Source organism: Paenibacillus taichungensis (assembly GCF_013359905.1).
GTDB lineage: Bacteria > Bacillota > Bacilli > Paenibacillales > Paenibacillaceae > Paenibacillus > Paenibacillus taichungensis.
Genome location: NZ_JABMCC010000121.1, coordinates 777,788 through 800,107, shown reverse-complemented (window position 1 = coordinate 800,107; position 22,320 = coordinate 777,788). Strand labels below are relative to the sequence as shown.

The 22,320-nt window shown below is 42.7% G+C and carries 32 protein-coding genes and 1 pseudogene; 4 read left to right on the top strand and 29 right to left on the bottom strand.

The window, feature by feature from the left end:
- Positions 1 to 9 precede the first annotated feature (9 nt).
- The 20 genes and pseudogenes from HP548_RS31450 to HP548_RS34170 form a co-directional block, all read right to left on the bottom strand.
- A complete protein-coding gene (locus HP548_RS31450) occupies positions 10 to 522 on the bottom strand; it encodes a hypothetical protein (protein WP_076290033.1) in 513 nt (170 codons plus the stop codon).
- Complete coding sequence (locus HP548_RS31445; RefSeq protein WP_175383864.1) at positions 519 to 1,196, bottom strand: HAD family hydrolase; 678 nt, start codon at positions 1,194 to 1,196, stop codon at positions 519 to 521. Before HP548_RS31445 ends, HP548_RS31450 begins: the two co-directional genes overlap by 4 nt.
- A gap of 52 nt (positions 1,197 to 1,248) precedes the next feature.
- Entirely contained in the window at positions 1,249 to 1,383 is a 135-nt protein-coding gene (locus tag HP548_RS33810; RefSeq protein ID WP_281364942.1) for a hypothetical protein, read from the bottom strand.
- A 48-nt stretch (positions 1,384 to 1,431) separates the two neighbouring features.
- The gene (locus HP548_RS31440; RefSeq protein ID WP_175383863.1) at positions 1,432 to 1,752 is read right to left on the bottom strand and encodes a hypothetical protein; all 321 of its coding nucleotides are present in this window, start codon (positions 1,750 to 1,752) and stop codon (positions 1,432 to 1,434) included.
- A gap of 8 nt (positions 1,753 to 1,760) precedes the next feature.
- Positions 1,761 to 2,105 carry a hypothetical protein gene (locus HP548_RS31435; protein ID WP_326065238.1) on the bottom strand — a complete coding sequence of 115 codons (345 nt, stop codon included), beginning with the start codon at positions 2,103 to 2,105 and terminating at the stop codon, positions 1,761 to 1,763.
- 112 nt (positions 2,106 to 2,217) lie between these two features.
- The gene (locus HP548_RS31430) at positions 2,218 to 2,571 is read right to left on the bottom strand and encodes an immunity protein Imm33 domain-containing protein (protein ID WP_175383862.1); all 354 of its coding nucleotides are present in this window, start codon (positions 2,569 to 2,571) and stop codon (positions 2,218 to 2,220) included.
- A gap of 35 nt (positions 2,572 to 2,606) precedes the next feature.
- Positions 2,607 to 3,008, bottom strand: coding sequence for a hypothetical protein (locus tag HP548_RS31425; RefSeq protein ID WP_175383861.1), 402 nt, complete (start codon positions 3,006 to 3,008; stop codon positions 2,607 to 2,609).
- Positions 3,009 to 3,023: 15 nt separating this feature from the next.
- Positions 3,024 to 3,434, bottom strand: a complete 411-nt coding sequence (locus tag HP548_RS31420) for a hypothetical protein (protein ID WP_064639689.1) — start codon at positions 3,432 to 3,434, stop codon at positions 3,024 to 3,026.
- Complete coding sequence (locus HP548_RS31415; protein ID WP_175383860.1) at positions 3,431 to 3,877, bottom strand: LytTR family DNA-binding domain-containing protein; 447 nt, start codon at positions 3,875 to 3,877, stop codon at positions 3,431 to 3,433. Before HP548_RS31415 ends, HP548_RS31420 begins: the two co-directional genes overlap by 4 nt.
- Positions 3,878 to 4,063: 186 nt before the next feature.
- Positions 4,064 to 4,573 carry a hypothetical protein gene (locus tag HP548_RS31410; protein ID WP_175383859.1) on the bottom strand — a complete coding sequence of 170 codons (510 nt, stop codon included), beginning with the start codon at positions 4,571 to 4,573 and terminating at the stop codon, positions 4,064 to 4,066.
- 56 nt (positions 4,574 to 4,629) lie between these two features.
- The gene (locus HP548_RS31405; RefSeq protein ID WP_175383858.1) at positions 4,630 to 5,133 is read right to left on the bottom strand and encodes a monooxygenase family protein; all 504 of its coding nucleotides are present in this window, start codon (positions 5,131 to 5,133) and stop codon (positions 4,630 to 4,632) included.
- 457 nt (positions 5,134 to 5,590) lie between these two features.
- Entirely contained in the window at positions 5,591 to 6,097 is a 507-nt protein-coding gene (locus tag HP548_RS31400) for a hypothetical protein (RefSeq protein ID WP_099855038.1), read from the bottom strand.
- 100 nt (positions 6,098 to 6,197) lie between these two features.
- Positions 6,198 to 7,229, bottom strand: coding sequence for a hypothetical protein (locus HP548_RS31395; RefSeq protein ID WP_175383857.1), 1,032 nt, complete (start codon positions 7,227 to 7,229; stop codon positions 6,198 to 6,200).
- A gap of 570 nt (positions 7,230 to 7,799) precedes the next feature.
- Positions 7,800 to 8,312, bottom strand: coding sequence for a GNAT family N-acetyltransferase (locus tag HP548_RS31390; RefSeq protein WP_099855042.1), 513 nt, complete (start codon positions 8,310 to 8,312; stop codon positions 7,800 to 7,802).
- Between the two features lie 205 nt (positions 8,313 to 8,517).
- Entirely contained in the window at positions 8,518 to 9,006 is a 489-nt protein-coding gene (locus HP548_RS31385) for a cysteine hydrolase family protein (protein WP_163754881.1), read from the bottom strand.
- Positions 9,003 to 9,488: a DinB family protein gene (locus HP548_RS31380; protein ID WP_175383856.1), complete on the bottom strand. Its 486-nt coding sequence runs from the start codon at positions 9,486 to 9,488 to the stop codon at positions 9,003 to 9,005. The genes HP548_RS31385 and HP548_RS31380 overlap by 4 nt, the downstream gene beginning before the upstream one ends.
- Positions 9,489 to 9,522: 34 nt before the next feature.
- Positions 9,523 to 10,236, bottom strand: a complete 714-nt coding sequence (locus HP548_RS31375) for an AAA family ATPase (protein ID WP_063564078.1) — start codon at positions 10,234 to 10,236, stop codon at positions 9,523 to 9,525.
- A 39-nt stretch (positions 10,237 to 10,275) separates the two neighbouring features.
- On the bottom strand, positions 10,276 to 10,602 hold the full coding sequence (locus HP548_RS31370; protein ID WP_076290049.1) for a DUF962 domain-containing protein: 327 nt from the start codon (positions 10,600 to 10,602) through the stop codon (positions 10,276 to 10,278).
- A gap of 20 nt (positions 10,603 to 10,622) precedes the next feature.
- Complete coding sequence (locus HP548_RS31365) at positions 10,623 to 11,051, bottom strand: VOC family protein (protein ID WP_175383855.1); 429 nt, start codon at positions 11,049 to 11,051, stop codon at positions 10,623 to 10,625.
- Between the two features lie 116 nt (positions 11,052 to 11,167).
- A pseudogene (locus HP548_RS34170) lies at positions 11,168 to 11,323 on the bottom strand (IS1380 family transposase); the annotation flags it as partial.
- Positions 11,324 to 11,601: 278 nt separating this feature from the next.
- Here HP548_RS34170 and HP548_RS31355 point away from each other — a divergent pair.
- Genes HP548_RS31355 through HP548_RS31345 form a run of 3 tightly spaced genes read left to right on the top strand, consistent with a single transcriptional unit; the run spans position 11,602 to position 14,477 of the window.
- Positions 11,602 to 12,486 (top strand): PRD domain-containing protein, encoded by an 885-nt coding sequence (locus HP548_RS31355; protein ID WP_257219427.1) that lies wholly within the window; start codon positions 11,602 to 11,604, stop codon positions 12,484 to 12,486.
- Positions 12,483 to 12,989 (top strand): PTS sugar transporter subunit IIA, encoded by a 507-nt coding sequence (locus tag HP548_RS31350; RefSeq protein ID WP_063564075.1) that lies wholly within the window; start codon positions 12,483 to 12,485, stop codon positions 12,987 to 12,989. Before HP548_RS31355 ends, HP548_RS31350 begins: the two co-directional genes overlap by 4 nt.
- A gap of 30 nt (positions 12,990 to 13,019) precedes the next feature.
- On the top strand, positions 13,020 to 14,477 hold the full coding sequence (locus tag HP548_RS31345) for a PTS transporter subunit EIIC (RefSeq protein ID WP_175383854.1): 1,458 nt from the start codon (positions 13,020 to 13,022) through the stop codon (positions 14,475 to 14,477).
- A 142-nt stretch (positions 14,478 to 14,619) separates the two neighbouring features.
- Here HP548_RS31345 and HP548_RS31340 read toward each other — a convergent pair whose 3' ends face one another.
- The 7 genes from HP548_RS31340 to HP548_RS31310 form a co-directional block, all read right to left on the bottom strand.
- Positions 14,620 to 15,633, bottom strand: a complete 1,014-nt coding sequence (locus tag HP548_RS31340) for a bifunctional glycosyltransferase family 2/GtrA family protein (RefSeq protein ID WP_099855051.1) — start codon at positions 15,631 to 15,633, stop codon at positions 14,620 to 14,622.
- A 2-nt stretch (positions 15,634 to 15,635) separates the two neighbouring features.
- The gene (locus HP548_RS31335; RefSeq protein ID WP_175383853.1) at positions 15,636 to 16,622 is read right to left on the bottom strand and encodes a phosphodiester glycosidase family protein; all 987 of its coding nucleotides are present in this window, start codon (positions 16,620 to 16,622) and stop codon (positions 15,636 to 15,638) included.
- 204 nt (positions 16,623 to 16,826) lie between these two features.
- On the bottom strand, positions 16,827 to 17,795 hold the full coding sequence (locus HP548_RS31330; protein WP_090808436.1) for a radical SAM protein: 969 nt from the start codon (positions 17,793 to 17,795) through the stop codon (positions 16,827 to 16,829).
- Positions 17,796 to 17,920: 125 nt separating this feature from the next.
- Positions 17,921 to 18,547 (bottom strand): hypothetical protein, encoded by a 627-nt coding sequence (locus tag HP548_RS31325; RefSeq protein WP_143764746.1) that lies wholly within the window; start codon positions 18,545 to 18,547, stop codon positions 17,921 to 17,923.
- Between the two features lie 32 nt (positions 18,548 to 18,579).
- A complete protein-coding gene (locus tag HP548_RS31320; protein WP_079696420.1) occupies positions 18,580 to 19,149 on the bottom strand; it encodes a GNAT family N-acetyltransferase in 570 nt (189 codons plus the stop codon).
- 68 nt (positions 19,150 to 19,217) lie between these two features.
- Positions 19,218 to 19,526, bottom strand: a complete 309-nt coding sequence (locus HP548_RS31315) for a hypothetical protein (RefSeq protein WP_072734157.1) — start codon at positions 19,524 to 19,526, stop codon at positions 19,218 to 19,220.
- Between the two features lie 21 nt (positions 19,527 to 19,547).
- Positions 19,548 to 20,204: a pyridoxine/pyridoxamine 5'-phosphate oxidase gene (locus tag HP548_RS31310; protein ID WP_175383851.1), complete on the bottom strand. Its 657-nt coding sequence runs from the start codon at positions 20,202 to 20,204 to the stop codon at positions 19,548 to 19,550.
- Positions 20,205 to 20,483: 279 nt separating this feature from the next.
- Here HP548_RS31310 and HP548_RS31305 point away from each other — a divergent pair, with 279 nt between their 5' ends.
- Positions 20,484 to 20,930, top strand: a complete 447-nt coding sequence (locus HP548_RS31305; protein WP_175383850.1) for a GNAT family N-acetyltransferase — start codon at positions 20,484 to 20,486, stop codon at positions 20,928 to 20,930.
- A gap of 100 nt (positions 20,931 to 21,030) precedes the next feature.
- Here HP548_RS31305 and HP548_RS31300 read toward each other — a convergent pair whose 3' ends face one another.
- Positions 21,031 to 21,645, bottom strand: coding sequence for a histidine phosphatase family protein (locus HP548_RS31300; RefSeq protein ID WP_175383849.1), 615 nt, complete (start codon positions 21,643 to 21,645; stop codon positions 21,031 to 21,033).
- Positions 21,646 to 21,723: 78 nt separating this feature from the next.
- On the bottom strand, positions 21,724 to 22,230 hold the full coding sequence (locus tag HP548_RS31295) for a DUF2569 family protein (protein ID WP_175383848.1): 507 nt from the start codon (positions 22,228 to 22,230) through the stop codon (positions 21,724 to 21,726).
- Positions 22,231 to 22,320 lie beyond the last annotated feature (90 nt).

Genomic DNA, 22,320 nt, shown 5'->3' with positions numbered 1-22,320 from the left:
CAGTTGTTGTTAATCGATGTCTGCAAAAATCCACTTCGCAGCATCGCCATCTGCTTTCTTCTTCCAAAACACCATGCTAGGGCCGAACTCTTCCCCGTTCTCTCTTAATTCAGTAACCATCACAAGTGCCTCATAGAGCTTCTTTTGCTCTCGAATCTTGATCTTGCTCATAGAGATCACCTTGCGAACTTTTGAAACTGGTATGCCTGAGACTGGCGATTGTGGATCAAAAAGGCTCATATAGCCCTCCTCATCCTCTTCCCATATATAACGCATGCGCACGTTCATCAGTTTGACGATTTCCAGTTCATCACCTGTATACTTCGTTTCATCAAGATAGACAGGAGGAATGCCTTTGTCTTCTTTGGGTGCTTCTGCTTCATCGTCCTTCTGCTCGATTGCTTCATCAGTAACGCTTTCCGTCACTGGAATCGTTGGTTTCTGCACAGCTTCATGGGTTGTTTTATCCTGACAGGCGATTAAGAATAGAAATAGTAACGACAACACGGTTAACTTTTTCATATCCAAGCCTCCAACATATGCACAACTTCGCCAAGATCTTTGCACTCATAATCCGGTGTAATCTGTTGCGGTTTGAGTTTTCCTTTTCGATTCAACCAGATAGCCTTAATTCCCGCATTTTGCGCTCCTTGTACATCACTGACCAGAGAATCGCCTATATGGATCACCTCATCTCGCTGCAAACCATACCTGTTGATCGCTTCATCAAACATCTCTGACCTTGGTTTATAAGAACGAACATCCTCACTGGTAATTACTCCGGCCACTTCAATGTTATGTGCCTTCATTGCAGCTTTCACGTCATCCGTATCGATATTGGACAGGATATATACTGGAATTTTGAGAGAATGAAGGAAGGGAATTGAATCAGCAAATATGCCAGGGTTACGCCAATGTGCCAACTGTTCCTGATTAAGCGACTCAGCTTGTAGCTCCGATTTGAAATGGAGAAGCGTTTCTGCCAGAGATTGCACATTCAGCATTCTTTGCGTGGTAAACTGGCTGCCGTGGCTTGCATAAAACAATGTAGAAAAAGCCTTCCACCAGTAAGCACCGATCTCATCCGTTGTACACTCCACCTGCGTTGTCGCTTGAACTTGTTTATAAATTACGGGTAGAATATCATCATCTTCATGAGCAACTGTCCCATAAAAATCAAGGAAAATAGCTTTCATTCTATTCCTCCTACTGGAATAATCTCAATCCCAAAAAAAATTCCTATGTATGTTAAATTTTCTCTGTAGGTACATCATAACCCATAATGTGGAATTTGCGAATGAACCAAATAACGTAATCCTCCCCCTCCTTACGGATTTTGCTCAACACAAAAACCACGATGCTCTGCATGTTTTCATCATACAAAGAAGCGTGGTATGTATAACCCCTTTCCAACATCTGAACAGCAACCAACTATCTTTTAAAAAACATGTTCATTACACCAGTGGCTTTAATGTTGATCTCATTACCCTCAACATCCATAAAAGTCTCATTATACGTAGTAAAGATTCCCACATGCTGTATATGCCCGCTTCTGAAATTAAGACTTTTTTCCTGGCCGTTCGTGATCTGTGTATACGTCGTTTCATTGATATCGTAGGAGACATGTATACCATACTCGCTTTCCAGCCAAGTATAAAAATCACTTCTGGTTGGATTGGTAATAATCATAATGACAACGAAAGTGACAAGACCCATAACTACTGGTAATTTACGGATCATGTTTCGGTTCATGACCAAATCTATTCTTCATCTTGTTCATTCCGCATCTTCGTTATCATCTCAACCTTTTTAGCCAAAACCCAGCCACTTAATCCATACGATGATGAAATGACAAAGTACAGATAGTCCCCCTCGATCAACTTGGTTTCCAGTTCTTCATCAGTTTCATACATGATAGGCCAGCCCTGACCTTTCCCTTTCTCCAACAAATCGCGATTGTAACTAATAAAACAATCCAAACCAACGTCGTCAATATCGAAGATAATGCTGCCTTGCAACGGTGTTTCAAATGAATGTGCTAATACACCTGAGAAAAGGATATCAGTATCTTCAGACAAATCAGAGTGATACGAACGGGTACGCATCCTAATCCTCTCATTCTCCAAATCGACTTCGTAACTTAATATGATGTTATCATGAACACTCGGCATCATCCCACTCCTTTCAATGTTTAATTAGCTCATTTGCTTGCTCTGACTATGATCTGTTAAGCAACTGATCGTCAAACCATACATCCTCATAATCTTCTGCAATCACAAACCGCCATCCCGGCGCAAGTCCGAGGTACTTCTTGATTTTGGGGTCCCAGTCATCGATGTGCGTGACATGTAATGGGACAAAAAAGTCATCTGCCTCCGAGTATTCATCCGCCCAAATATACCATCCGGTTGTATCTCCCTCGGGCTGAATACGCATGCCGTGGATCGGTTCCAACTTCTCTTTGACGTTCCAGGCGATTCCGATTTTATGGTGTAGTTCGCTCGGTACATATTCGGCATTATATTTCTGACACATCTGCATCTGTTCCTGGATGGAATCAGCATTTGTCATCATTAATCACCTCACTTCTCACATGTTGGATATGACTAAGGTTCTTCATAATATTGTTTATAGTAAGAGACCCATTCCTCCTTGGAAAAATCAACAAAGTCATATGGCTCACACTGTCTAAGATAGTTCAACTGTTCTCTCACTTGATCCCCATCCTTCTGTTCCAGATAGGTCACTGTCTTCTCATAACCGGCACCACACAGAAGCTGCACATCAATATAACTGCCCGTATCCTGATTCTTGCGTTTTGCCTGCCAGATCAGCACAGTGTCCTCTACATTTCCGATGCAGAATAACATAATACATAAGGTTTTGAGATACTCATGATCCACTGCTTCTTGATTCTCAATCTCTTGCTGCAACAACTCTCTGATTTGCTGCCTATATTTGGTATCTGGATCTAAACCATACAACTCCAAAACCTTTTCTTCGTTCATTTCAGTACCCCTTGCTTACTTCAGAATATTATTTAATTCTTCCGCTTTTTTCCTGCTATCTATTCTAGCATAAAAATAGAAACCAATAATGTGCAGTACGATGGATAAGACCCACATTCCAGGGAACCAGGGAGCAATCAATAGGAACATGTCTGTAGAAAATAACCATACGATCGCCATTCCTCCTGCAATATTAAATGTGGAAGAAATGACGATATTCCACACCGGTTTCATCGTAAAGTAGTTCCAAAGTGCATTGTACATTACGCCAAACAGTATAGCGGCAATAGCTGAAATCCCAGCAATATTCCATAGGTAACCCATTTCAAAGGACTGACTTTTAGAGAATAGTGTCAATAACAAGGTGACCCACAACGAAGTTACTGTAAAAACCTGAAAAAATGAATGCTTCAACTGACTAATCATGATAATTTCCCCCTAAAGTTTTTAATATAGAATCGGCTAACAAAGTAACTGGAACCATCGTTCAGATCAACCTGGATCCTGGCATGGTCTGTTGATGAAAATTCGCTAATACAACGTGTGTTGATAATCGTTTGATTGTTGATTTTCACAAAATGGGATGATCCCAAATCCTGTTCCACAAACTTCAGGCGTTTGTTGAGCAAATACCTTTCGCCTGTGATGACACGTACACAGCACAACCGATCCTCTGATTCAATCGCGACCACCGAACTCAACTCGATCTGCACATTGCGATTGTTCTTGGCATTGATGACAACAAGTTTTGTTTCCGATTGGCAGATCGCTTCTTGGATACTGACCCAATGGGACTTCTCATCAGGATGGGTTATGACCTTGGCCATGCTTTTTTCCATTAACAGTTCCTCTTCAAAAATGACTTTCATTTGCTGTTCCTCCTCTCACAACTCATATTACAAGCAAAGCCACGACAAACCCACAGTATTGCGTTTTGTTGCATGAAATTGCAGGTTTGTTACATCGGTACTGATTTTTAAGCGTATAGACACGATAAAAAGGACTACTCATTCAAGAGTAGCCCCCGTGTCTCTCTTTCAGACTGTCATCTGGAATCAGGTTACCGAACTGTTCTCCAGATACATCTCCTGATTTTGCCGAATTATTTCATTCATATGTAAAATAGCTTCCTGAGCAGCGGCTCGATATTTAGCGTATAGTTCTTCCGTTCTTTGCAGCAGGATTGGGTCTTTCTCCAAATCCGCAGGCAGGACCTCACGCCACGTATCTCCAACTTTATTTTTATCTGTAATCAAACGCTCGATGTCATCCAGCAGAGTTACCATTTCATTTTGGTTAAAATAGCGCATCCCGTTCTTAATTCCATTCCAGCTCTTCATGTCAATAATGTTGTACGCCGAAAACCAATAAAACTCCGCCAAGCTCTTCGTATGGTTATGATAGGAGTAGAACAAAAATATCGCTTGTTGTCCTTCATGTAATCGCCGATATACCTCTATTTTTGCTGCAACATCTTTACCCCGAACGGAGATTAACATCGGTTGGACACACAGCCAGCTAAGCTGCTCAGAGCCTAAATCTTCTGGTTTGACATTAACTTTCAATAACATGCTCCTCTCTACTTGCGATGATTGTACATTCGAACTTCACTAGTCATTTGTTAAGGATTCTTTGGTGTTTCTACTGCGGGATCACTCTCTCCACCCATTCTACGTCTGGACGTTTCTTTCCTGCCTGTCGCTGGAACATGGTTAGACACTTTAGCCAACCCGAATTTGGGCATATTCGCATAGATGGTCTCATATGAACCGGATTGAGCTTTGTACGTTTCATGATAAATCCCCACGCTTCCATCCGCTCCAATGGATTGGTTAAATCGTTTCCAAGCCTCCAAGTGTAGGCCACCGCGTGCGTATTTCTCCAATTCATCATAAGATCTCCAATATTGCAGCAGAGTCACTCCACGCCAGCTCATAAAAAACTCCGTCCCCAGAAACCCGGTATCTGGGTTCATGTACAGTTCTTTAATCATCGGGCCCATGGATTTAAAAATAGGCAACCACTTATGTATGGCCCACAAGCGATTAACTCTCATTCCAATAATAAAAACAACAAACTCTCCTTCGATCTCAGCCGAATATCTTCCCTTGTGTATGTTCGCCACATTACTCCTCCTTTTTTAAAATTGATCTAACTAGCTAATATTAAAAGTTTCATTGGGCGTCACACCCTCTTTGATTACATGATCAGAGCACTATTCGGTTTGTCCACATTAACTCCATCTTTACCACTCCGATCTGACTCTTCGATCTTCGAATGATCATAATTCCCCCGATACCTGACACTTTAAAGAAAACAATTTCATCCATGATATAGGAATGAAAAGTTATTACAAAAGCAATCTGAATTTCCGATTATTTATCTCTTAACTTAATACTATATTCACGCTAACGTTATACTTTTTTAATGAATAAAGGACTTGTATTTTGGGGAAACGCAGAAGATGCGACACTATACAATTTGTACAATGTCGCACCTTTTCTGTATATAATCATAAAATAATATTGTGCATACAACCATCCATAATTAAGATTATATTATTTCTGATACTTATTACGTTCTTATTCAAAATTTATAAATCCAGATCCATATTTATCTCTCATTTTTTTCAGATTGTTTAATCCTTCTTCATATGACTCTCCCGTAACAATATAGATAGCCTCTTTTTGATTCGCTTCGGTATTTACACCTAAAATTCCAATATCTCTGAAATTATTATCAAACCAAATAATACCAAGTACTGTAGCGTTTTGAGTGTTATTATAGATCAAATTCCCCATATTAATTCCATTCATTCTTTTAAGTACCTCAGTGTCAATTGTATCGTATTTCTCTGTTATTTCTATGCCGTTTATTATAATGGAACCCTTAAAAACATGCTGCCTAAATAACGGCCTGTTAAATGTTCCTGCTATATGGATAGAGGTGTTTTTAAGTGATTCGGGATTATTATCATTAAAAGAAACTGCAGGACGAATGATATCGATTTTTTTAGGGAATTGGTAAAATAATAGAATCAAAATGATTAATACAATTGGAATAATAGAGAATTTCATTATTCTTTTCATGTATTGATGTCTCCTTACCTTCTAAAAATAAATAAGATTTGTGTAATTTAACAATACACAAATCTTATTTCTAAGCGATAGACAAATTAAAACAATATATTTATGGCATAACAACAGGTGATGCAGGAGTAGCAACAGGTATTAATCCAATGTTTTTGCCCCCAACTCCTATTATTGCGGCATAGGTCACATAAGCGTTTCTAGCCGCAGAGGGATTTAAATATGCTGCAACCCCCATAGATCCATTTCTATGTGCTACGGTGTTATAATAGTTATATGTATTAGACCCCACTACGTTTTTAACACTTTTTGTAGCGCCACTAACTTTGTAATTAAATGTTGGGATTACCCAAGTAGTTTCTCCAGCAACTGCGGAGGACATAAACGTCAATTCTTGGTTGTTGTCTGAATCACCCTGTTTCTTCACATACATGAAATCAATATTTTGATACCAAGATACCGTGTAGTTTGTAGTAATATCAGGAATTATTGTAGTTCTTCCAAAGTTTGCATCATTAACAAAACTTTTAAGAGCATCATAAATGGTTATTGTCACATCAATTGGTTTCCCTAATTCCGTAGCCCCTTCTTTAATAAGTGAAGTTACTAAATTTACGGAAGCTGCTTGAAGATTTATAGAACTTTGGATGACTTTAGCTTGTGTGCCCTTAAGAATAGAGGCATTACTATTAGATTCTGCGGTCAAATGTTGAACTTCATAAGTTACACCATTTTTTACCCAAGAATTTCGAATGCTTGACCATGTGTATTTCCCATTTGCAGGTATGATTACTTGAGGTGAAAAACCATTGTAAGATTTTTTAGCAATTTCCATTTTTTCTTCTACTTGTGAAGGAGATAAGAATTCGACTCCTAAAGATTCCAGTTCTTTACCCAATCTATCGTACTCCTCAAGGTAACCTTCTTTTTTCTGTGCTAATACAAGACCCCGCTTTTCATATATTTTATTTATTTGCTCATCGATGCTAGAAGATTGAAGGGGTTGGATACCAGAAGAAGTCATCTCATCGGAATTAGCACTAACAACACCTGAAAAGCTCATCAGCATTAGACAAATAAGTGTACTTAACACCATTCCTTTTTTTACCTTAGCCCACAATTTGTGAAGCATTAGCTCAACTCCTATAAATATATTTATCATACAATTTCTATAAGTTTCCATAAATAAAATATGATACTATGAATAATACATAATATTACAAAAAAATCAACAAATTATAGAAAATATAAAAAATAATAGATATTACCCATCAATAAAAGTTTATGATGAGCATTTTTTCTGCTTGTTTTATTCTTTTTTAATAGCTTTACTATTATATCGATATTTAGAATCTTTTTTCTGTTATCAATTAAAAGAGTATTGTTTCTTCGCTTATATTCATGTACCTAGGATTTATTAGGTCGTTAGCATCAAAAAAATACTCCATATTAGTATCTTTAAATTCTTTTTCAATATAGACAACACAATCTATCCACTGTTAGAAACATCCCATGTTGATTGTTCCTATTTGTTCATATTTGATCCTTTTGATCCTTTTGATCCTTTTGATCCTTTTGATTCAATTATTAATGAATATCCATTATATCCGCATGAACATTGAATCCCCGCTCTTTATCTAGCGATCAGCAACTTTCAGTATTTTTGTCTTCTTTCTATTTGAAAGATTGCATTTGCTAAAATTTACTTTCTTGCATGTATTAACGTCTGTGACAGAATCCGATGGCTTCCAGCGATGTTTTCAATTTCAATGCTATACTCAGACTCTACATATTCAATGTGATGATGTTCATAGTATTTTCTCCAGAATGAAACAGCTGATCGGTTATTAGCCAGTTGCTCCACTTTGAATCTGCCCTGAAATTGTGCAAACACCAGATCAACCGCCTGAGCGGCTAATCCTTGTCCACGATACTTTTTGACCAGAAACAGCTCTTGTACCGTATAATCGACATCATCATCTACATAAGGAGGAGAGCAAACCAGCACAAATCCGATTACTTTTCCATCATATTGGATAAAAAACGGATGCAATTCCGCCCGTTCCAGATAGAGATAGGTATTCGTTGGATCGAATTTCCCCTCTTCTAGCAAATCCTCCCCCGAGAATTCGGAAAGATCATACAGATAAAGGTTGTATAAGTTTAAAAATAATTCTTTCTGACTTTTATCGATTCTGGTGATCTGTACATTCATGTCATTACACCTCACTTTATTAATAAACCACAATTCCCCATCTTTAGTTGCATATCACGCCCCTGCTTACCACTTAAATGTATCGCTTCAACTCCAGTAAATATAGGTAAAGTTTAATTTAAACGATGAAGAATCCTTCCCATCATAAAAGGTTATGTGCAACCAAAAACGGACACGACATCGTCGCGTCCATGAGTAATCTCACTTAATGGATTAGATAATTAACTACAGGATAAGAAATCACGTTCCGGTCTCTATAGGTTGAAATCACCGCTTCGGAATGCGTACTTAGAATCCCATTTTGCAACATGACCGGTCTAAATCCTCGCTCCATCGCGCCATTATAGGTAAACAAAACACATTCTTCGGCGGCAAATCCCGAAATGATCAACAGCTCAACACCGTGACTCTTCAGAATCTGCTCCAAGTCTGTTTGCCAGAATGCATTGGAACTCTCCTTCGTCACTGTCAGATCCTTCTCAGTCACATCAACCTCAGAAATAATACGATACGCCTCAGAATTTGAATTCTCCATCCCTTCCACGTCTTGTACATGAACGACCACATGACCGCTCGAACGAAGCACGTCTGCAACATGATTGATATATTCACAAGCGCGGTCTATAGCTTTTTGATCTAACTTATCTCGTACAATACTCTCTTGCATATCCACGATCAGTAAACCTATTTTCATATCATCTCTCCTCTTACTTTCTTTCTCAGCATCATGATCTGTCCAATATGATACGCATTATGAATACACAGATTGGATATGACATTCCACCATGGGGCATTGAAGTACGATGGAATGGTCATCCCTAATTTTGCATCATCACTTTCCTCTACAGCCTGTATCCAGCGACTAAATGTTGCACCAACGTGTGCAATGCTTTTCTGCCAATCTTCTTCACTTACCTGGGATGGGTTAATAATGAACGTCTCATCATTATCTATGCTATTGTCCATAACCACTTCACCCTTAATGAACCGATCCAACCAAGTTTCATTCCAGAAAGTCAGATGATTCACCAACCTCCAGATGGATTGCCCCTCATCATTCAGCGATAAGGCCTGCGTAGCGGTTACATCACGTAACATCTCATCCAGCGGCACAAACCAGCTCTTGTCATGATGACAGGCAGTGAGTTGGTCCAACAGCACCAATTTGATACTCATGTTCGGCTCCTGTCTCCTTTCAAAATAAAAACAATTAGTCCTTGAACAACTCATTCAGCATCCGGTTGCGATTTTCCAGGAAACTGCGGGTGATCTGATAATGTTCTGTATCTTCATACTCTACGTCCTGAATACCACCATCGTCAAAACTCAAAATGCGTGCACCCGGATAACCCAATAGAATCGGCGAATGCGTCGCGATAATGAATTGGGAAGTGCCTGATAGATCATGAAGAATGCGCAACAAGGAGAGTTGACGGGCTGGCGATAAGGCGGCTTCGGGCTCATCGAGCAGATAAATGCCTTTGGAATTGAATCGGTTCACGAACAGATTGAGAAAAGACTCCCCGTGGGATTGTTCATGCAACGAACGCCCACCATAATACTTGAGCGACTCCGGCCCCAATTCATCTACATGCGATGCAAATTGATAAAAGGACTCCGAGCGCATGAAGAAACCATTCGTGATTTTGGGCAACCAGGATAGACGCAAATAGTCACCTAATGATGATTCAGCAGCATCAATCTCAAATGCATTATTTTTCCCGCCCCCTGCTGTGTTAAATCCACATTGATGAGCGATACCTTCGAGCAGTGTGGACTTACCCGATCCATTTTCACCAACAAAGAAAGTAATGTTATTGTTGAATTCCAATCGCTCCAGAGACTGTATGGACGGTATGTGAAACGGATATTGATCCGGATTCTCGACTTTAGCAGACAGTAACTCCACACTTCGAAGATACATAGACACACTCCTATTTTATAAAGTTCGACTCCTGTGGTTTCAGTCCTGTTTATTGATCCACGGATGGATGATTTCTTTGCGGGTGATGATCTCAATGGTCCTGATAAAAAACCAGGTGAACCCGGCATAAAAACCGATATGCGGATATCGGAATGCCGCCGGTTTGTTGCCTTCGAAATAGAAGTGCCCAATCCAGGAAAGGGCGTAATGGATAAGTGCCAGAACCAGCATGACTTTAAAATTTATAAACAAGAAAATCCAAGCCGCAAACGCCGATAAAAATGCGAAATAATGCAAGATGAGGTTGTTCCGATCCTGATGTTCCTGAAGATAATAACGCAAATCTCTGCGAACACGATTCAACATCCGGTCACACTCATTTCACCCTAAAATGTGATCATGGCTCCTTTTTCATCAAATACGGCGGTTGGATTCCAAGTGACTTCCCAGCAGTTATTCTCCGGGTCCAGGAAATAAGCGATTCTCCCGCCCCAGGCAGCGTCATATGGCTCTCTGATTACCTTGCCTCCGGCAGCGCGGATATTCACAATGGTATCGTCAACGTCTTCCGCTTGATCCACATTGATGGCCAGCAGCGTTCCTTTCAACCCATCAGATGCACTGAATATCATCCCCGTATCTTTCTCCAGCTCCTGAATGGGATATAACGATAGCAATACACCTGTTGTTTCAAAAACACTGTATTGATCTGAACTGATTGCGGTCTCACTCCACCCAAGCTTCTGATAGAACGAACGCAGCTCAGGCAGATGCATTGCACCAATGGTGACCAGACTCACTCGTTGTGGAACCATAAATTATTCCTCCCATATCTTTTTAACATGAATTCGGAATGTGGATGAGTTCTCCCGTTCCTGCCACACCTTGTACCAAGGACGACCTTGATAGCGGGGATTGAGGCCGTTCGTCACGTGCTTTCGTCCGGGAATCGCTTGATTTCGTTGACCCTCTGATAGTCTGGATCGGATTGCAAAGCGTTCATATGCTAAAAGCGGGTGTGCCCGAGAAGCGCGCAGTCCGTCAGATAATCCATGAGCATCGAAGCCGAATAGACGCAGTTGCTTCCCCGCATCAGTCTTTCATGGCGAAGGTAGCTTTTCATTTACACATTTCCTATATTAAACGACGAACAGACGGATGACAAAATTATGGTTGACGGCGGCAGATCAGCTTCTATATTATGTAGGAAGAACGTTCTGCATAAAAACTTAAAATGAATTGGCGTGTTACCACCCCAGAGGGCATGAGCCAAGAAGCGAACATGAGACTATACTCGCTTCTTGGCTCTTTTTGCGTTCCGGAGACCTGGAAGCGTTAACTTTAGAAACGAGGAGGCGGTGAACCGTGAGTAAAGGAATGATGCTGCAGGTGGAGCGGGTCGTCGGCAGCAATATTGTTCTGGCCCGGTCGCACCAGAATACCAAGGAGTACGTACTGATCGGCAAAGGGTTGGGATTTGCGTTCAAGGTGGAAAACACCATTCAGTCCGATGATCCGCGGATTGAGAAAAGGTTCCGGCTGGAGGACCGGGAGGAGTGGGGGCAGGCGCAGGAGTTGATGAAGGACTTGGACCCCAATGTCATCGACATCTCTGATCAGATTATCCGTCTCATCGCTGATCAGTTTCCTGGCAAGCTGAATGACAAGATCTACCTTGCTCTTCCAAGTCATATTCAGTTCACCTTATATCGTATCCGCAACGGGATGGAGATTCTGAATCCTTTCCTCACGGAGACAAAGCTCAGTTTTCCGAAAGAATTCGAAATCGCCTCGGAAGCGGCGGCCATGATCGGAGAGGCATTTGGCGTAGAGGTACCGGAGGATGAGGCCGGGTTCCTGACATACCATGTGTACTCCTCCGTGAATCACGTCCCTGTCGGACAGTTGGTTAAGGTATCCAATGTGATCAGCAAGCTTCAGTCCATTATTGAAGAGCAGGGTGGCGTTCGCTTTGAGCAGGGCAGCCTTAGCCAGGCAAGACTCCTGATACACCTGCGCTTCTCCATGGAACGCCTGTATCAGCAGCCGATGACGGCCCCCACCTTCGCACAATATGTGAAAAATGAATATCCGTCCGAATACCAGCTGGCCAGAAAGCTAAGTGCTGTAATGGCCGAGGATTTGGGTACAGAGGTACCCGAGGAAGAAACGGCTTTTCTCGCCATGCATTTATACCGGCTTTTTCAAACCCAAGCCAAAACCAACAACAGAGAGGATAACACACAATGATCTGGAAATGGAAAAACAATAAATCTGCCAAAACATCTGAGACAATATCCGTCGTCTCCCCACTCACCGGAACCTGCGTCAGTTTGGAAGAAGTGCCTGACGAAGCGTTCGCGCAAGGACTAATGGGTCCAGGAGTTGCAGTGATTCCCCAGGAGGGCAGGCTGGTCGCACCTATCGACGGCACTGTGGTGCACCTGATTAAATCGCATCATGCCGTAATGATTGAGCATGCTTCTGGGCTACAGCTGCTGCTGCATATCGGTATGAATACTGTCAGTCTGAAAGGACAGGGCTTCACACCCCAAGTGCAGACCGGGGATCAGGTCGCTGTCGGTCAGACCCTGATCGAATTTGACCTGAATGCTATCGTTTCGGCTGGTTATCCGGTCATCACCCCTGTCATCGTTGCGAATGCGGCAGAACAGCCGTGGGAGTCACACCCGACGTATGGCAACGTAGAAGCGGGCTTGGGAACTATCATGAAAGTCAGCTTGCCCAAATAACATGAATCTAAAAAAGAAAGGAAGAACAATATGCTGAAAGCATTGCAAAAGCTAGGGAAATCCCTGATGCTTCCTGTAGCAACCCTGCCTGCAGCAGGTATTCTTCAAGGCTTGGGTCTTCTTAATTATGAAAAGGACATTCCGCTTGGACCCGTGATAGGGGGATTTCTCAATCAGTATGTAGTTCCATTCATGAATGAGGGAGCGGGGGCGATCTTCGGCAACCTTGCGCTCATCTTCGCCATCGGGGTGGCAATCGGACTTGCGGGGGATGCGGTCGCCGCTCTTTCCGCCCTGATCGCTTATATGGTGCTGATACGGATTCTGGGAGCCGTTCCAGGTGTATTCGGTTATATTCCTGACGATGTCAAGCTGGATACGGGCGTTTTGGGCGGGATATTTGCCGGACTGCTTGCAGCCTATATGTATAATAAATACCACAATATCAAGCTTCCTGACTGGCTCGGCTTCTTCTCCGGCAAACGCTTTGTGCCGATGGTCACCGCCGGCTCCATGCTGGTGTTGGCCATCCTGATCGGCATGATCTGGAGCCCGATTCAGGATGCTATCGGCGCTTTCGGCGCCTCGATTGTAGGCTTTGGCGGCTTTGGCTCCATGGTGTTCATGATCGCCAACCGCCTGCTCATCCCGCTCGGTCTGCATCATGTTCTGAACTCCATCGCCTGGTTCCAGATCGGGGATTATACCAATGCAGCCGGGGAAGTCGTGCACGGGGACCTAACCCGCTTCTTCAACGGAGACCCTACGGCAGGCATGTTCATGTCTGGCTTCTTCCCGATTATGATGTTCGCTCTTCCGGCGGCGGCGCTTGCCTTGATTCATACAGCCAGGCCTGAAAAGCGCAAAATGGTCGCTTCGATCTTTATCGGCGCAGCGGTGGCTTCGTTCTTAACGGGTATTACCGAACCGCTCGAGTTCTCCTTCATGTTCGCGGCGCCTCTGCTGTATGTGGTGCACGCTATTCTTACCGGTGTAGCGGCACTGATCATGTACCTGCTGGATGTTAAGCTGGGCTTCGCCTTCTCCGCAGGTCTGATTGATTACCTCGTGAACATGAAGCTATCGACCAATCCGCTGCTCATGATTCCAGTCGGACTCGCATTTGCGGTCGTCTATTATTTCCTGTTCCGGTTCATGATTCTCAAGTTCAACCTGAAAACGCCGGGACGCGAGGATGACGCTTATGATGCCGATGGCCACACTCATGCTTCCGCCGTGGCAGCGGCGTCTGGCGACACCAAGGCTGGCAAAGTGCTCGCCGAGATCGGTGGAACAGATAATATCGAGAGCATCGATGCCTGCATCACTCGCCTCCGTCTTGTTGTTAAAGACGACAAAGCCGTCAACGACCAGGCGCTCAAACAGCTTGGCGCTTCCGGCATCATGAGGCTTGGTGGCGGAGCTGTGCAGGTCATCTTCGGCACCCAGTCCGAAATTCTGAAGGATGAGATTAAGAAACTGATGTAACGCTCGTCCTCCTTTGAGTTCAAAAGGTCGAGAACAGGGGTATGCTTTACCCTGTTCTCGACCTTTTTTATTACCAAGAAGCGCATGATATTCTTTTGAGTGGCCGTGTCTTCTTTTGGTCTATGAGTTTTAATATACAAAGTTAATATACAAATCTGCGCTGCGCCCAATAGCTGAACACAAAGATCGATACCTCTGTTAACAGCTTGGCTGCAATCAGCGGGATAATCAATTTTTCATTGTAGAAGTACAACAATCCGTAATTTAATAACAGCACCAGAATGACCAGTGAGAAGTACTTCGGTAAAGACTGACGGACTCTGGACGTTTTCCCAGCTGAAAATACATATTTCCGATTGATCGTATAGTTGAAGATGGAGCTGCACAGTCTCGCTGCAACGACCGATAGGAACAGATTATGCGTGAAATACTGGATCACGAACAGTAAGCCAAAATCGATCAAGGCCGATAACACCGAAGACGTACTGAACATCAGAATCGGCATATAAATGCGGAATGAATCTACCAATGGGCGAAAATGAGAAGATTTGTTATGATCCAGATAGACCGTATCAATAAACTCCTCAGTAATCTCATACCCTTCTTTATGTGCTGTTAGCAGCATGTTCATTTCATATTCAAATCTTTCCCCCGGTATCTGGCACAGCCAGTCCAGCATCGAGTACGGAAAACCTCGCAGGCCTGTCTGTGTATCGTATACTTTCGTACCTGTCGTGAGAGAAAAGACACCTCGTGTGACCGTGTTACCAAAACGACTACGCGCTGGAATGGTTCCACTGAACCGACGGCTACCCAGTACAATCCCCGGATTCGTTTGCTCCAATAGTACATCAAAGATGCGTTTGATATCATGCGGCAGATGTTGGCCGTCACTGTCTGCGCACACAATACCGCCCTGTGGGCCATGTTCCTTAATATATTGAAATCCTGTCTTGAGTGCACGTCCCTTGCCCAGATTAACTGTATGTGTCAGGACTGTACACCCATAGGCTTCTGCCGTCTCGAAAATCCCCCTGTAACCTGGTCCGCTACCATCATCTACAATGACAATGGGTCCTAACTGAAACGTCTGCAACTGCAACACGAGATTCAATAAACGAACATCCGGTTCGTATGATGGAATTAATATAGTCATGATCATTGTCCCTCTTTCAGATAAAGGATGTCACTTACGCCGCGTTCCTGGTTTCTCCCCAGCGGATTATTAACAACCCGGCCCATGAAATACATTGTGGATGAACCGCCGCCGTCCAGATTGTAGGCTTCCGTTGCTCCAAGACCTTTCATGACATCGGCAAGCTCTGCCAACGTCATGCCACGGCTGTCATCCTGCCGTCCGTCAACCACAACAAATACATAATGATTCGGGGCGATCATGCCGATTGCAGTTCTCGGATTGGCATCCTGGATCGACCGGTTACCAAAGTTGTTATCGATTTTCACACTGCTGAAGTCACTTACAATCTCACCGTCCTGAATCAGAATTGGTCCAAAAGATAGCGTATTGGTCGCACCTTCCGCCAGCAATTCCGATGAGGATTCTTCTGTCTCGTTATATGTCTTCATCGTGCCATCACTGAACAATGCCATCGCATCACGCACCGGATCATCCCGATATACCGTACCATTGCGGATAATTACGCCATCATCACGGAAGCCGTAATAGTCACCATTGATAGCAAAGATGGCATTGTTGGCCAATGCTATCTCTGAAGTGTTTTCGGTAATATTCGTGCCAAAGCTGTTATCTGCCAGAGCCGAGCGCAGGCTGCTCACATCTGTCAGCTGTACATCTGCGACGTAATACGTAATCTGATCTGAGCCGGACCCCGTCTGCACCTTGTCGATTTTGACCTGCATATCATCGCTGGAATAGTTCCAGTCATCTGACGTTGCATTTATTTCAGTCGTCGGGGTTGAAGTATCATTAGAGGTGCTGGTTACTGATGTATTGTCATCCGCTACAACAACCTGTACATGCCGGATTAAGTAGCGATCTGCCAGGCTGTATATCACGGTACCAAGGCCCAGAACAATAACAAGGATAATCATCAGCCATTTGCGCCTTGGTTTTGCATTTTTATATGGGTCGTTCTCGTTGGTTTTTGGATAGATCTTCATCATATGAAGTTCACCTCTTCATCTAAGTTCTTAAGGCTCATCATAGGCGGGCTAGCTTAAATGAATCTGAAACAGGCTGAACGCAAAAAAAGAAGGTCATCCTTTCCCCCGAGAGGAAATCAGACAACCTTCCATATAAGTGATAATGATGAATCTCAATCTATATATGTACCCTAAATAGGGACAAGTTCGATGCTAAACAACTTTCTATAAACGGGACTGTTCACCAGCAAAAAGAGCATCGTATGCAGGGCAGGGCTGCTTTTCTAGATAATCCATTAACGCTTGTGGCTGCTTGGTATAAATATCCTTCAAAGACGTACCCTCGTAGATATTGCCGATCACGACTGGGTGGCATAACTCACAGATGAGAATATCCCCATTACCGTGTAAATGTAGCTGCTTCGTCCCATCCACACAATTGGAGAAATACACACCCGGTTGTTCTCGTAACCCCAATTGCTCCGCGAAACGATCCATACAGGTAAAATATAATGTCGTATCTTCTTTCTTGTGCTTGATCAGATCATTTACGGACTGGATGAGGGACTCCTTGGAGGCAATCTTGCTCCATCTACTGTGTGGCATCACGATGCTGTTCTGAATCTCATGGATGCGCACACCCAGTTCATAGACTTTATCGCTAATAGCTTGCATGTTCGCTTGGGTTCCTTCGAATAACAGCGTTTCAAGCACAGTTTCCAGCCCCGCTTCAGTACAAAGACGAATGTTATGCTCCAATCGCTCATACATGCGCGGATGTACACGGTAATAGGCTGCATAAGCCTCCCGGTCTGTATAGTTAAAAGATATATGAATATTGGACAAGCCTGCATCCCGCAAAGCATGAATTCGTTCTTCCGTTAGCAGGCTGGCATTGGTATTTAATTGCGTGTCGATGCCATGTTCCCCACAATACGTCACAATCTCCAGGCAATCCTGATATTTCAGAGTCACCTCTCCCCCGGACAAACGCACCCGCTTGAGCCGCGGAAGCTCACGGATGATTCGGATAACCTCCTGACCGCTGATGCATTGCCCATCGTCCCGATTGTAGGCGCAGCAATAGTCGCATTTGTAATTGCAATTGGAGGTTACGCCGACCTCCAGTCCTTCCAGTTCATATACGCCGGGTGTTTCAAGTTCAAGTGATTTATATTTGTTTTTCGCTGTCAATTCAATGTACCTCCCGATTCCTTATCCATGTTTTTTCAACTTGGAGATTATAGCGGATCCCGGTCGATGCACGATATGACATTATGTACGTTGGGATGTTAAAAACAGAGTACCCCCCAGCCATTTTATTGAGTTTCAGTCCATCTATGCTCAGGATGATATGCAAATTCATAGTCTGCAATCATCAAGAATGACACACGACTTTGCTGATCGATCACCATGGATAGAATCATCAAATTTTCATAGCCACCTTCAAGTACGAATTTATCAAATGACGTTATTACACTGTAGTTGCCTTGTTTATCTCTCTCCATGAGATACGTAATTGAGCGTACTTTTCTTTGATTAGAATCAATAAAGGCTTTCTTTCCGTATTGCTGGATTACCTCTTGAATTGTACTGCCATAACCTATGCCACTTGGCGTTTTATATTTTTTGGAATTTGCAGCCGCATCATCGATCACGATTCCATCCACAATTCCTTCTTTGTAATGAATCCACATCCCTTTATACTGGTAAACATTCGTATGATAATAATAATCCACGTGTTTCCCCAACTGCTGCTCAACCTCTGCTCGAGTATCTCCGATTTGAATGGTGATATTCTTTGCTTTATTCTGCACTTTAAATTCTTCTTCTGTAAATATCGTAGGCGCAGGAGACAGATTAGAGACTTCGGACAGACTATCGGATACTTCAGAGTTACTTAAAAGAGTCATAAAAAGGACAACAAATAGTATTCCTTTGGTCAACATTAACATTCCTTTCAAACATGTTCAGCAGGTTATAACGATTGAAAATCTTCTCTGGTCATCGCATACAAATTCAAATCCTGCATTTCGTTTTTAATTTTCATATAACTCCGTAAAAGCCCCTCGAATTTCATGCCTGTCTTTTCCATGACCTTTGCGGAGCCGATGTTACCCACCAGACATTTAGCCTGAATTCGTTCCAACCCGATGTCTTCAAATCCAAATTGAATGATTCGGCTAACCGCTTCCGTCATGATGCCTTGGCCCCAGTACTCATTGGATAACACATAACCTAATTCCACCCTCATACTGTTGCTGTCGCATCCTAAATAATTGCAGCTGCCAATCAACTTCTTCGTTTGTTTATCCTCAATCCCCCATGGCCCCAGCTTATCCACCTCATATCGACTCGTCACAAAATCAATAAAGGCTTTCGTATCCTCCTTGCTCTGATGTGCGTCCCAAGTTGTGTACTCCGATACAGCAGGAACCGCGCAATAACGGTACATCTCATCCAGATCAGCATAGGTAATGGGCCTAAGGAGCAATCGTTCTGTTTCCAATACCGGAAATGGATCAAAATAACTTTCAATGGACTTCATATGTATGCCTCCCCAGCTTATACAAATTAATTTAGCAACTGTTGCTGATAAGAACTCACACTATCCAGTTAATCTGTTTTGTTCTGGCTTCCCGCTTCTTGATCTACAGATTCATAACTCACAAAACGCTTGAGACTTTCTTTGGTTTTGGAGCTGGTTGCTTCATATTCCGCCCATACTAAATAGAACAAACCCAGGATTAAAGCAGCTATACTCCAACTTTGCGGAGCGGTTCCCACATAATTCAGCATCTCCTGAAACAATTCCGAATTCCACGAAGCCACACCAGAACCAAAAATGGCAGCACTCAAATATCGAACACCGTATAGAAATGCCGCTATGACCAGCAGCAGTGTCCCTGTAGTTCTACGACTCACACAATTCCCCCCTTTATCAAATCACGGCCATAATCGCCGTTGCTTCCATTGCCCATGTTGCAGAACATATTGGATTCGCACATGCTTTCGCTCCGGGTCTCCCTGCCAGAACTCAACTTCCTTTGCGTTCACGGCGTACAGTCTCCAATTCGGTGTAATGACATCAGAATCCCGGCTGATCCGCTCTTTCTGAGCGGCAATGGCGCGTTCCAATTCTTCCTCACTCTCCAGCTCCTGACTCTGTCGTCCTGTCATCGCAACTGCGCGCGCACCTGCCGATCTTTTCCGAAAATCCGCTGCACCTGCTTCCTCGCCCATATCCACAGCTTCTCCCCTTATGCGGATCTGTCTGCCCAATGTAGGCCAGTAAAAGGTCAGTGCCACATGCGGATTGTTCTCCAGCTGCTGTCCTTTTCGACTCTCCCAGCCAGATGCAAAATAAAAAGCTTCGTCAACCACGTCTTTCAAAATCAATACTCGTGCATCTGGAAAACCATTCGAGTCCACCGTCGAGATCGTCATCGCATGGGGTTCCTTTACCTCATAATCAATGGCCAGTCTCAACCATTCCAGAAAAAGATCCCCTGGTCGATCCGGTAACTGTTCGGTATCCCAAGTCGGAAAAGGTCCAGACAAGGACTTCAACTCACGCAACAATTCACTTGGTTTATTAATCATATCTGCAACCTCCTTATACTTCCATTTCATTCCATTGTAGCGTAGTAGGCCATTTTCTCAACTATTTGTTTTGAAATGATTGATATGTTCAATCTATTTTCACTGATAAAAGAAGGATATATTAAACAAAATAGCAAATAACCTACATTAGAGTTTTTTCATTTCGAAAGGAGTGATGTGGTATGAAGAATAACCATGTTGCAATGATTTTTAGGAAGGATACGAAGTAAGTGCAGAGGATAAATTCCTCTGCAAAGTAAAATTTGGGAGGAATTTTGTATGGTAGTTGTATTAAAGCCAGTGTCTAATGAAAATTGGTATGAATGTACCCAGCTTAAAGTTAAGCCAGAACAGCTTCATATCTTTCCTGCACCTGTCGTTTATTGGATTGCTGAATCTAAATATGTTAATGATTTTGAATTACGTGCTATTTACTCGGAAGAGGTTTTAGTCGGTTTTCTCGTATTCTGTGCGAACCCAGACAAGGATGATAACTACTGGATTCCTGCCATAATGATTGACGAGAAGCATCAAGGAAAAGGTTATGGCAAGGCAGCAATGAAAACTTTGATTCAGCTTATGCGTATTTCAAATTACACAAGAATCATGATTGGACACCGACCAGACAATCTAATTGCGGGAAAGTTGTATGAATCTTTAGGGTTTATAAAAACTAGTGAAGAAGTAATAGATGGTGAAATAGTGCGTCTGCTTCAGATAAACTAAATAATATATATAAAGACTGACGGCACCTGTCGGCAGTCTTTATTATGACTGAAAAAGAATTAATTGTTGTGAAAATTGCTGCTTTTATATACTCCCTTTTCTAACCTAGATGACTCATCATATTCATGCTGCTAAACTCCCAACCATTTACTCCTTTTTCAAGCGTATGAACACTGGTATTCCCAATAGAATGAAACACCGATGTATTGGTCCAATTTTGGTTTCCTAAGAGATAATAAAGGATGTTGATTACTCCGCCGTGCGTGACCAGTAGAACATTCGATTTGATCTGTTGCTCCTCTATACTTCGGCATAAATCCCGAAAGGATGTACATATTCTGTTATAAAAATTCCGAGGACTTTCTCCTCCTGGAAACGGAGTGTCCATGCCAAGAGTGTTAAAATAAACTCCTGCATATTTCAATTCTGCTTCCTTATTTGGCATTCCAGCCAAATCTCCGTTGTTCATTTCTCTCCAGTCTTTCAGATAAAGCCCCTTTATGTACAGTCTTTTTTCAATCTCTTTGGCAGTCTGTACTGCACGCGGAAGATCACTGCTAATCACTGTGTTTATCTTATATTGCTCTGAATGATGGTACAGGTAATCTCCGAGCCTCGCCGATTGATTAATACCTTCCTCAATGAGCCCTCGCTGACTCCAGCCACCTCTATAACCCTCCTCATCCATCCCGTGCCTTACTAAGAAAATTTTCAAGATATCTCCTCCTCTATTTGAAACCCTTATAACAAACCCCGGCCCTAGATCTTCCATCTTAGGTCGGGGCTTATGTTTTTATCTGACAAACGTATTGTGAACTCGAACTGATTTGATAAAATAAGGAATCCATATGGCACAGGTGAGTACCGACCTGCCTATCCCTTTTAACAAACTTCCATCCTCAAGTTCTACCGCCATAGGAATCTGAAGTAATAACAGATAATCAATAATGCCCACGGCTAGACTGACACTGTAAAACATAATCATAAGACGAGGGAATATCGATTTCTTTCTATAAAACGTAATCAGCGTATATACGCTAAATACTAAAAATAGCACATTATATACCGTTTCAAAAATGAGAACCGGGCCCCACCATGCGTGATAATAGTCAGATTGTTTGGAAGTTAAGAGCTCCCAAGTCTCTCTCGTCATTGAAGGTACAAGGTATTGAAATAATTGCACAACAAGCATAATGATGGTGAGATAAAGTCCAATATGGACGAGAATCAACCATCCCCCAAGTCCTGATATACCCAAAGGTCGATAATCAACCTTCTTTTCTTCAATTTGTGGTTCCACTAAATAACACCTCCTATTCTGTTTTGTTATTCTGAGATGACTCCTCTTTCTCGTGTAAACTTTTACACAACTGCATTATTATACAATGCG

What these genes read in the sequence shown, in the direction of transcription:
- HP548_RS31365 (WP_175383855.1), bottom strand. Translation starts at nt 11,051, where the DNA reads ATGGTTCCACAACGAGTGAGTCTGGTCACCATTGGTGCAATGCATCTG.
- HP548_RS31305 (WP_175383850.1), top strand. Translation starts at nt 20,484, where the DNA reads ATGGTAGTTGTATTAAAGCCAGTGTCTAATGAAAATTGGTATGAATGT.
- HP548_RS31440 (WP_175383863.1), bottom strand. Translation starts at nt 1,752, where the DNA reads ATGAACCGAAACATGATCCGTAAATTACCAGTAGTTATGGGTCTTGTC.
- HP548_RS31445 (WP_175383864.1), bottom strand. Translation starts at nt 1,196, where the DNA reads ATGAAAGCTATTTTCCTTGATTTTTATGGGACAGTTGCTCATGAAGAT.
- HP548_RS31320 (WP_079696420.1), bottom strand. Translation starts at nt 19,149, where the DNA reads ATGAAGTCCATTGAAAGTTATTTTGATCCATTTCCGGTATTGGAAACA.
- HP548_RS31370 (WP_076290049.1), bottom strand. Translation starts at nt 10,602, where the DNA reads ATGTTGAATCGTGTTCGCAGAGATTTGCGTTATTATCTTCAGGAACAT.
- HP548_RS31350 (WP_063564075.1), top strand. Translation starts at nt 12,483, where the DNA reads ATGATCTGGAAATGGAAAAACAATAAATCTGCCAAAACATCTGAGACA.
- HP548_RS31310 (WP_175383851.1), bottom strand. Translation starts at nt 20,204, where the DNA reads ATGATTAATAAACCAAGTGAATTGTTGCGTGAGTTGAAGTCCTTGTCT.
- HP548_RS31430 (WP_175383862.1), bottom strand. Translation starts at nt 2,571, where the DNA reads ATGACAAATGCTGATTCCATCCAGGAACAGATGCAGATGTGTCAGAAA.
- HP548_RS31345 (WP_175383854.1), top strand. Translation starts at nt 13,020, where the DNA reads ATGCTGAAAGCATTGCAAAAGCTAGGGAAATCCCTGATGCTTCCTGTA.
- HP548_RS31380 (WP_175383856.1), bottom strand. Translation starts at nt 9,488, where the DNA reads ATGAGTATCAAATTGGTGCTGTTGGACCAACTCACTGCCTGTCATCAT.
- HP548_RS31375 (WP_063564078.1), bottom strand. Translation starts at nt 10,236, where the DNA reads ATGTATCTTCGAAGTGTGGAGTTACTGTCTGCTAAAGTCGAGAATCCG.
- HP548_RS31395 (WP_175383857.1), bottom strand. Translation starts at nt 7,229, where the DNA reads ATGCTTCACAAATTGTGGGCTAAGGTAAAAAAAGGAATGGTGTTAAGT.
- HP548_RS31435 (WP_326065238.1), bottom strand. Translation starts at nt 2,105, where the DNA reads ATGCGTACCCGTTCGTATCACTCTGATTTGTCTGAAGATACTGATATC.
- HP548_RS31335 (WP_175383853.1), bottom strand. Translation starts at nt 16,622, where the DNA reads ATGATGAAGATCTATCCAAAAACCAACGAGAACGACCCATATAAAAAT.
- HP548_RS31425 (WP_175383861.1), bottom strand. Translation starts at nt 3,008, where the DNA reads ATGAACGAAGAAAAGGTTTTGGAGTTGTATGGTTTAGATCCAGATACC.
- HP548_RS31420 (WP_064639689.1), bottom strand. Translation starts at nt 3,434, where the DNA reads ATGATTAGTCAGTTGAAGCATTCATTTTTTCAGGTTTTTACAGTAACT.
- HP548_RS31400 (WP_099855038.1), bottom strand. Translation starts at nt 6,097, where the DNA reads ATGAAAAGAATAATGAAATTCTCTATTATTCCAATTGTATTAATCATT.
- HP548_RS31385 (WP_163754881.1), bottom strand. Translation starts at nt 9,006, where the DNA reads ATGAAAATAGGTTTACTGATCGTGGATATGCAAGAGAGTATTGTACGA.
- HP548_RS31340 (WP_099855051.1), bottom strand. Translation starts at nt 15,633, where the DNA reads ATGACTATATTAATTCCATCATACGAACCGGATGTTCGTTTATTGAAT.
- HP548_RS31450 (WP_076290033.1), bottom strand. Translation starts at nt 522, where the DNA reads ATGAAAAAGTTAACCGTGTTGTCGTTACTATTTCTATTCTTAATCGCC.
- HP548_RS31415 (WP_175383860.1), bottom strand. Translation starts at nt 3,877, where the DNA reads ATGAAAGTCATTTTTGAAGAGGAACTGTTAATGGAAAAAAGCATGGCC.
- HP548_RS31390 (WP_099855042.1), bottom strand. Translation starts at nt 8,312, where the DNA reads ATGAATGTACAGATCACCAGAATCGATAAAAGTCAGAAAGAATTATTT.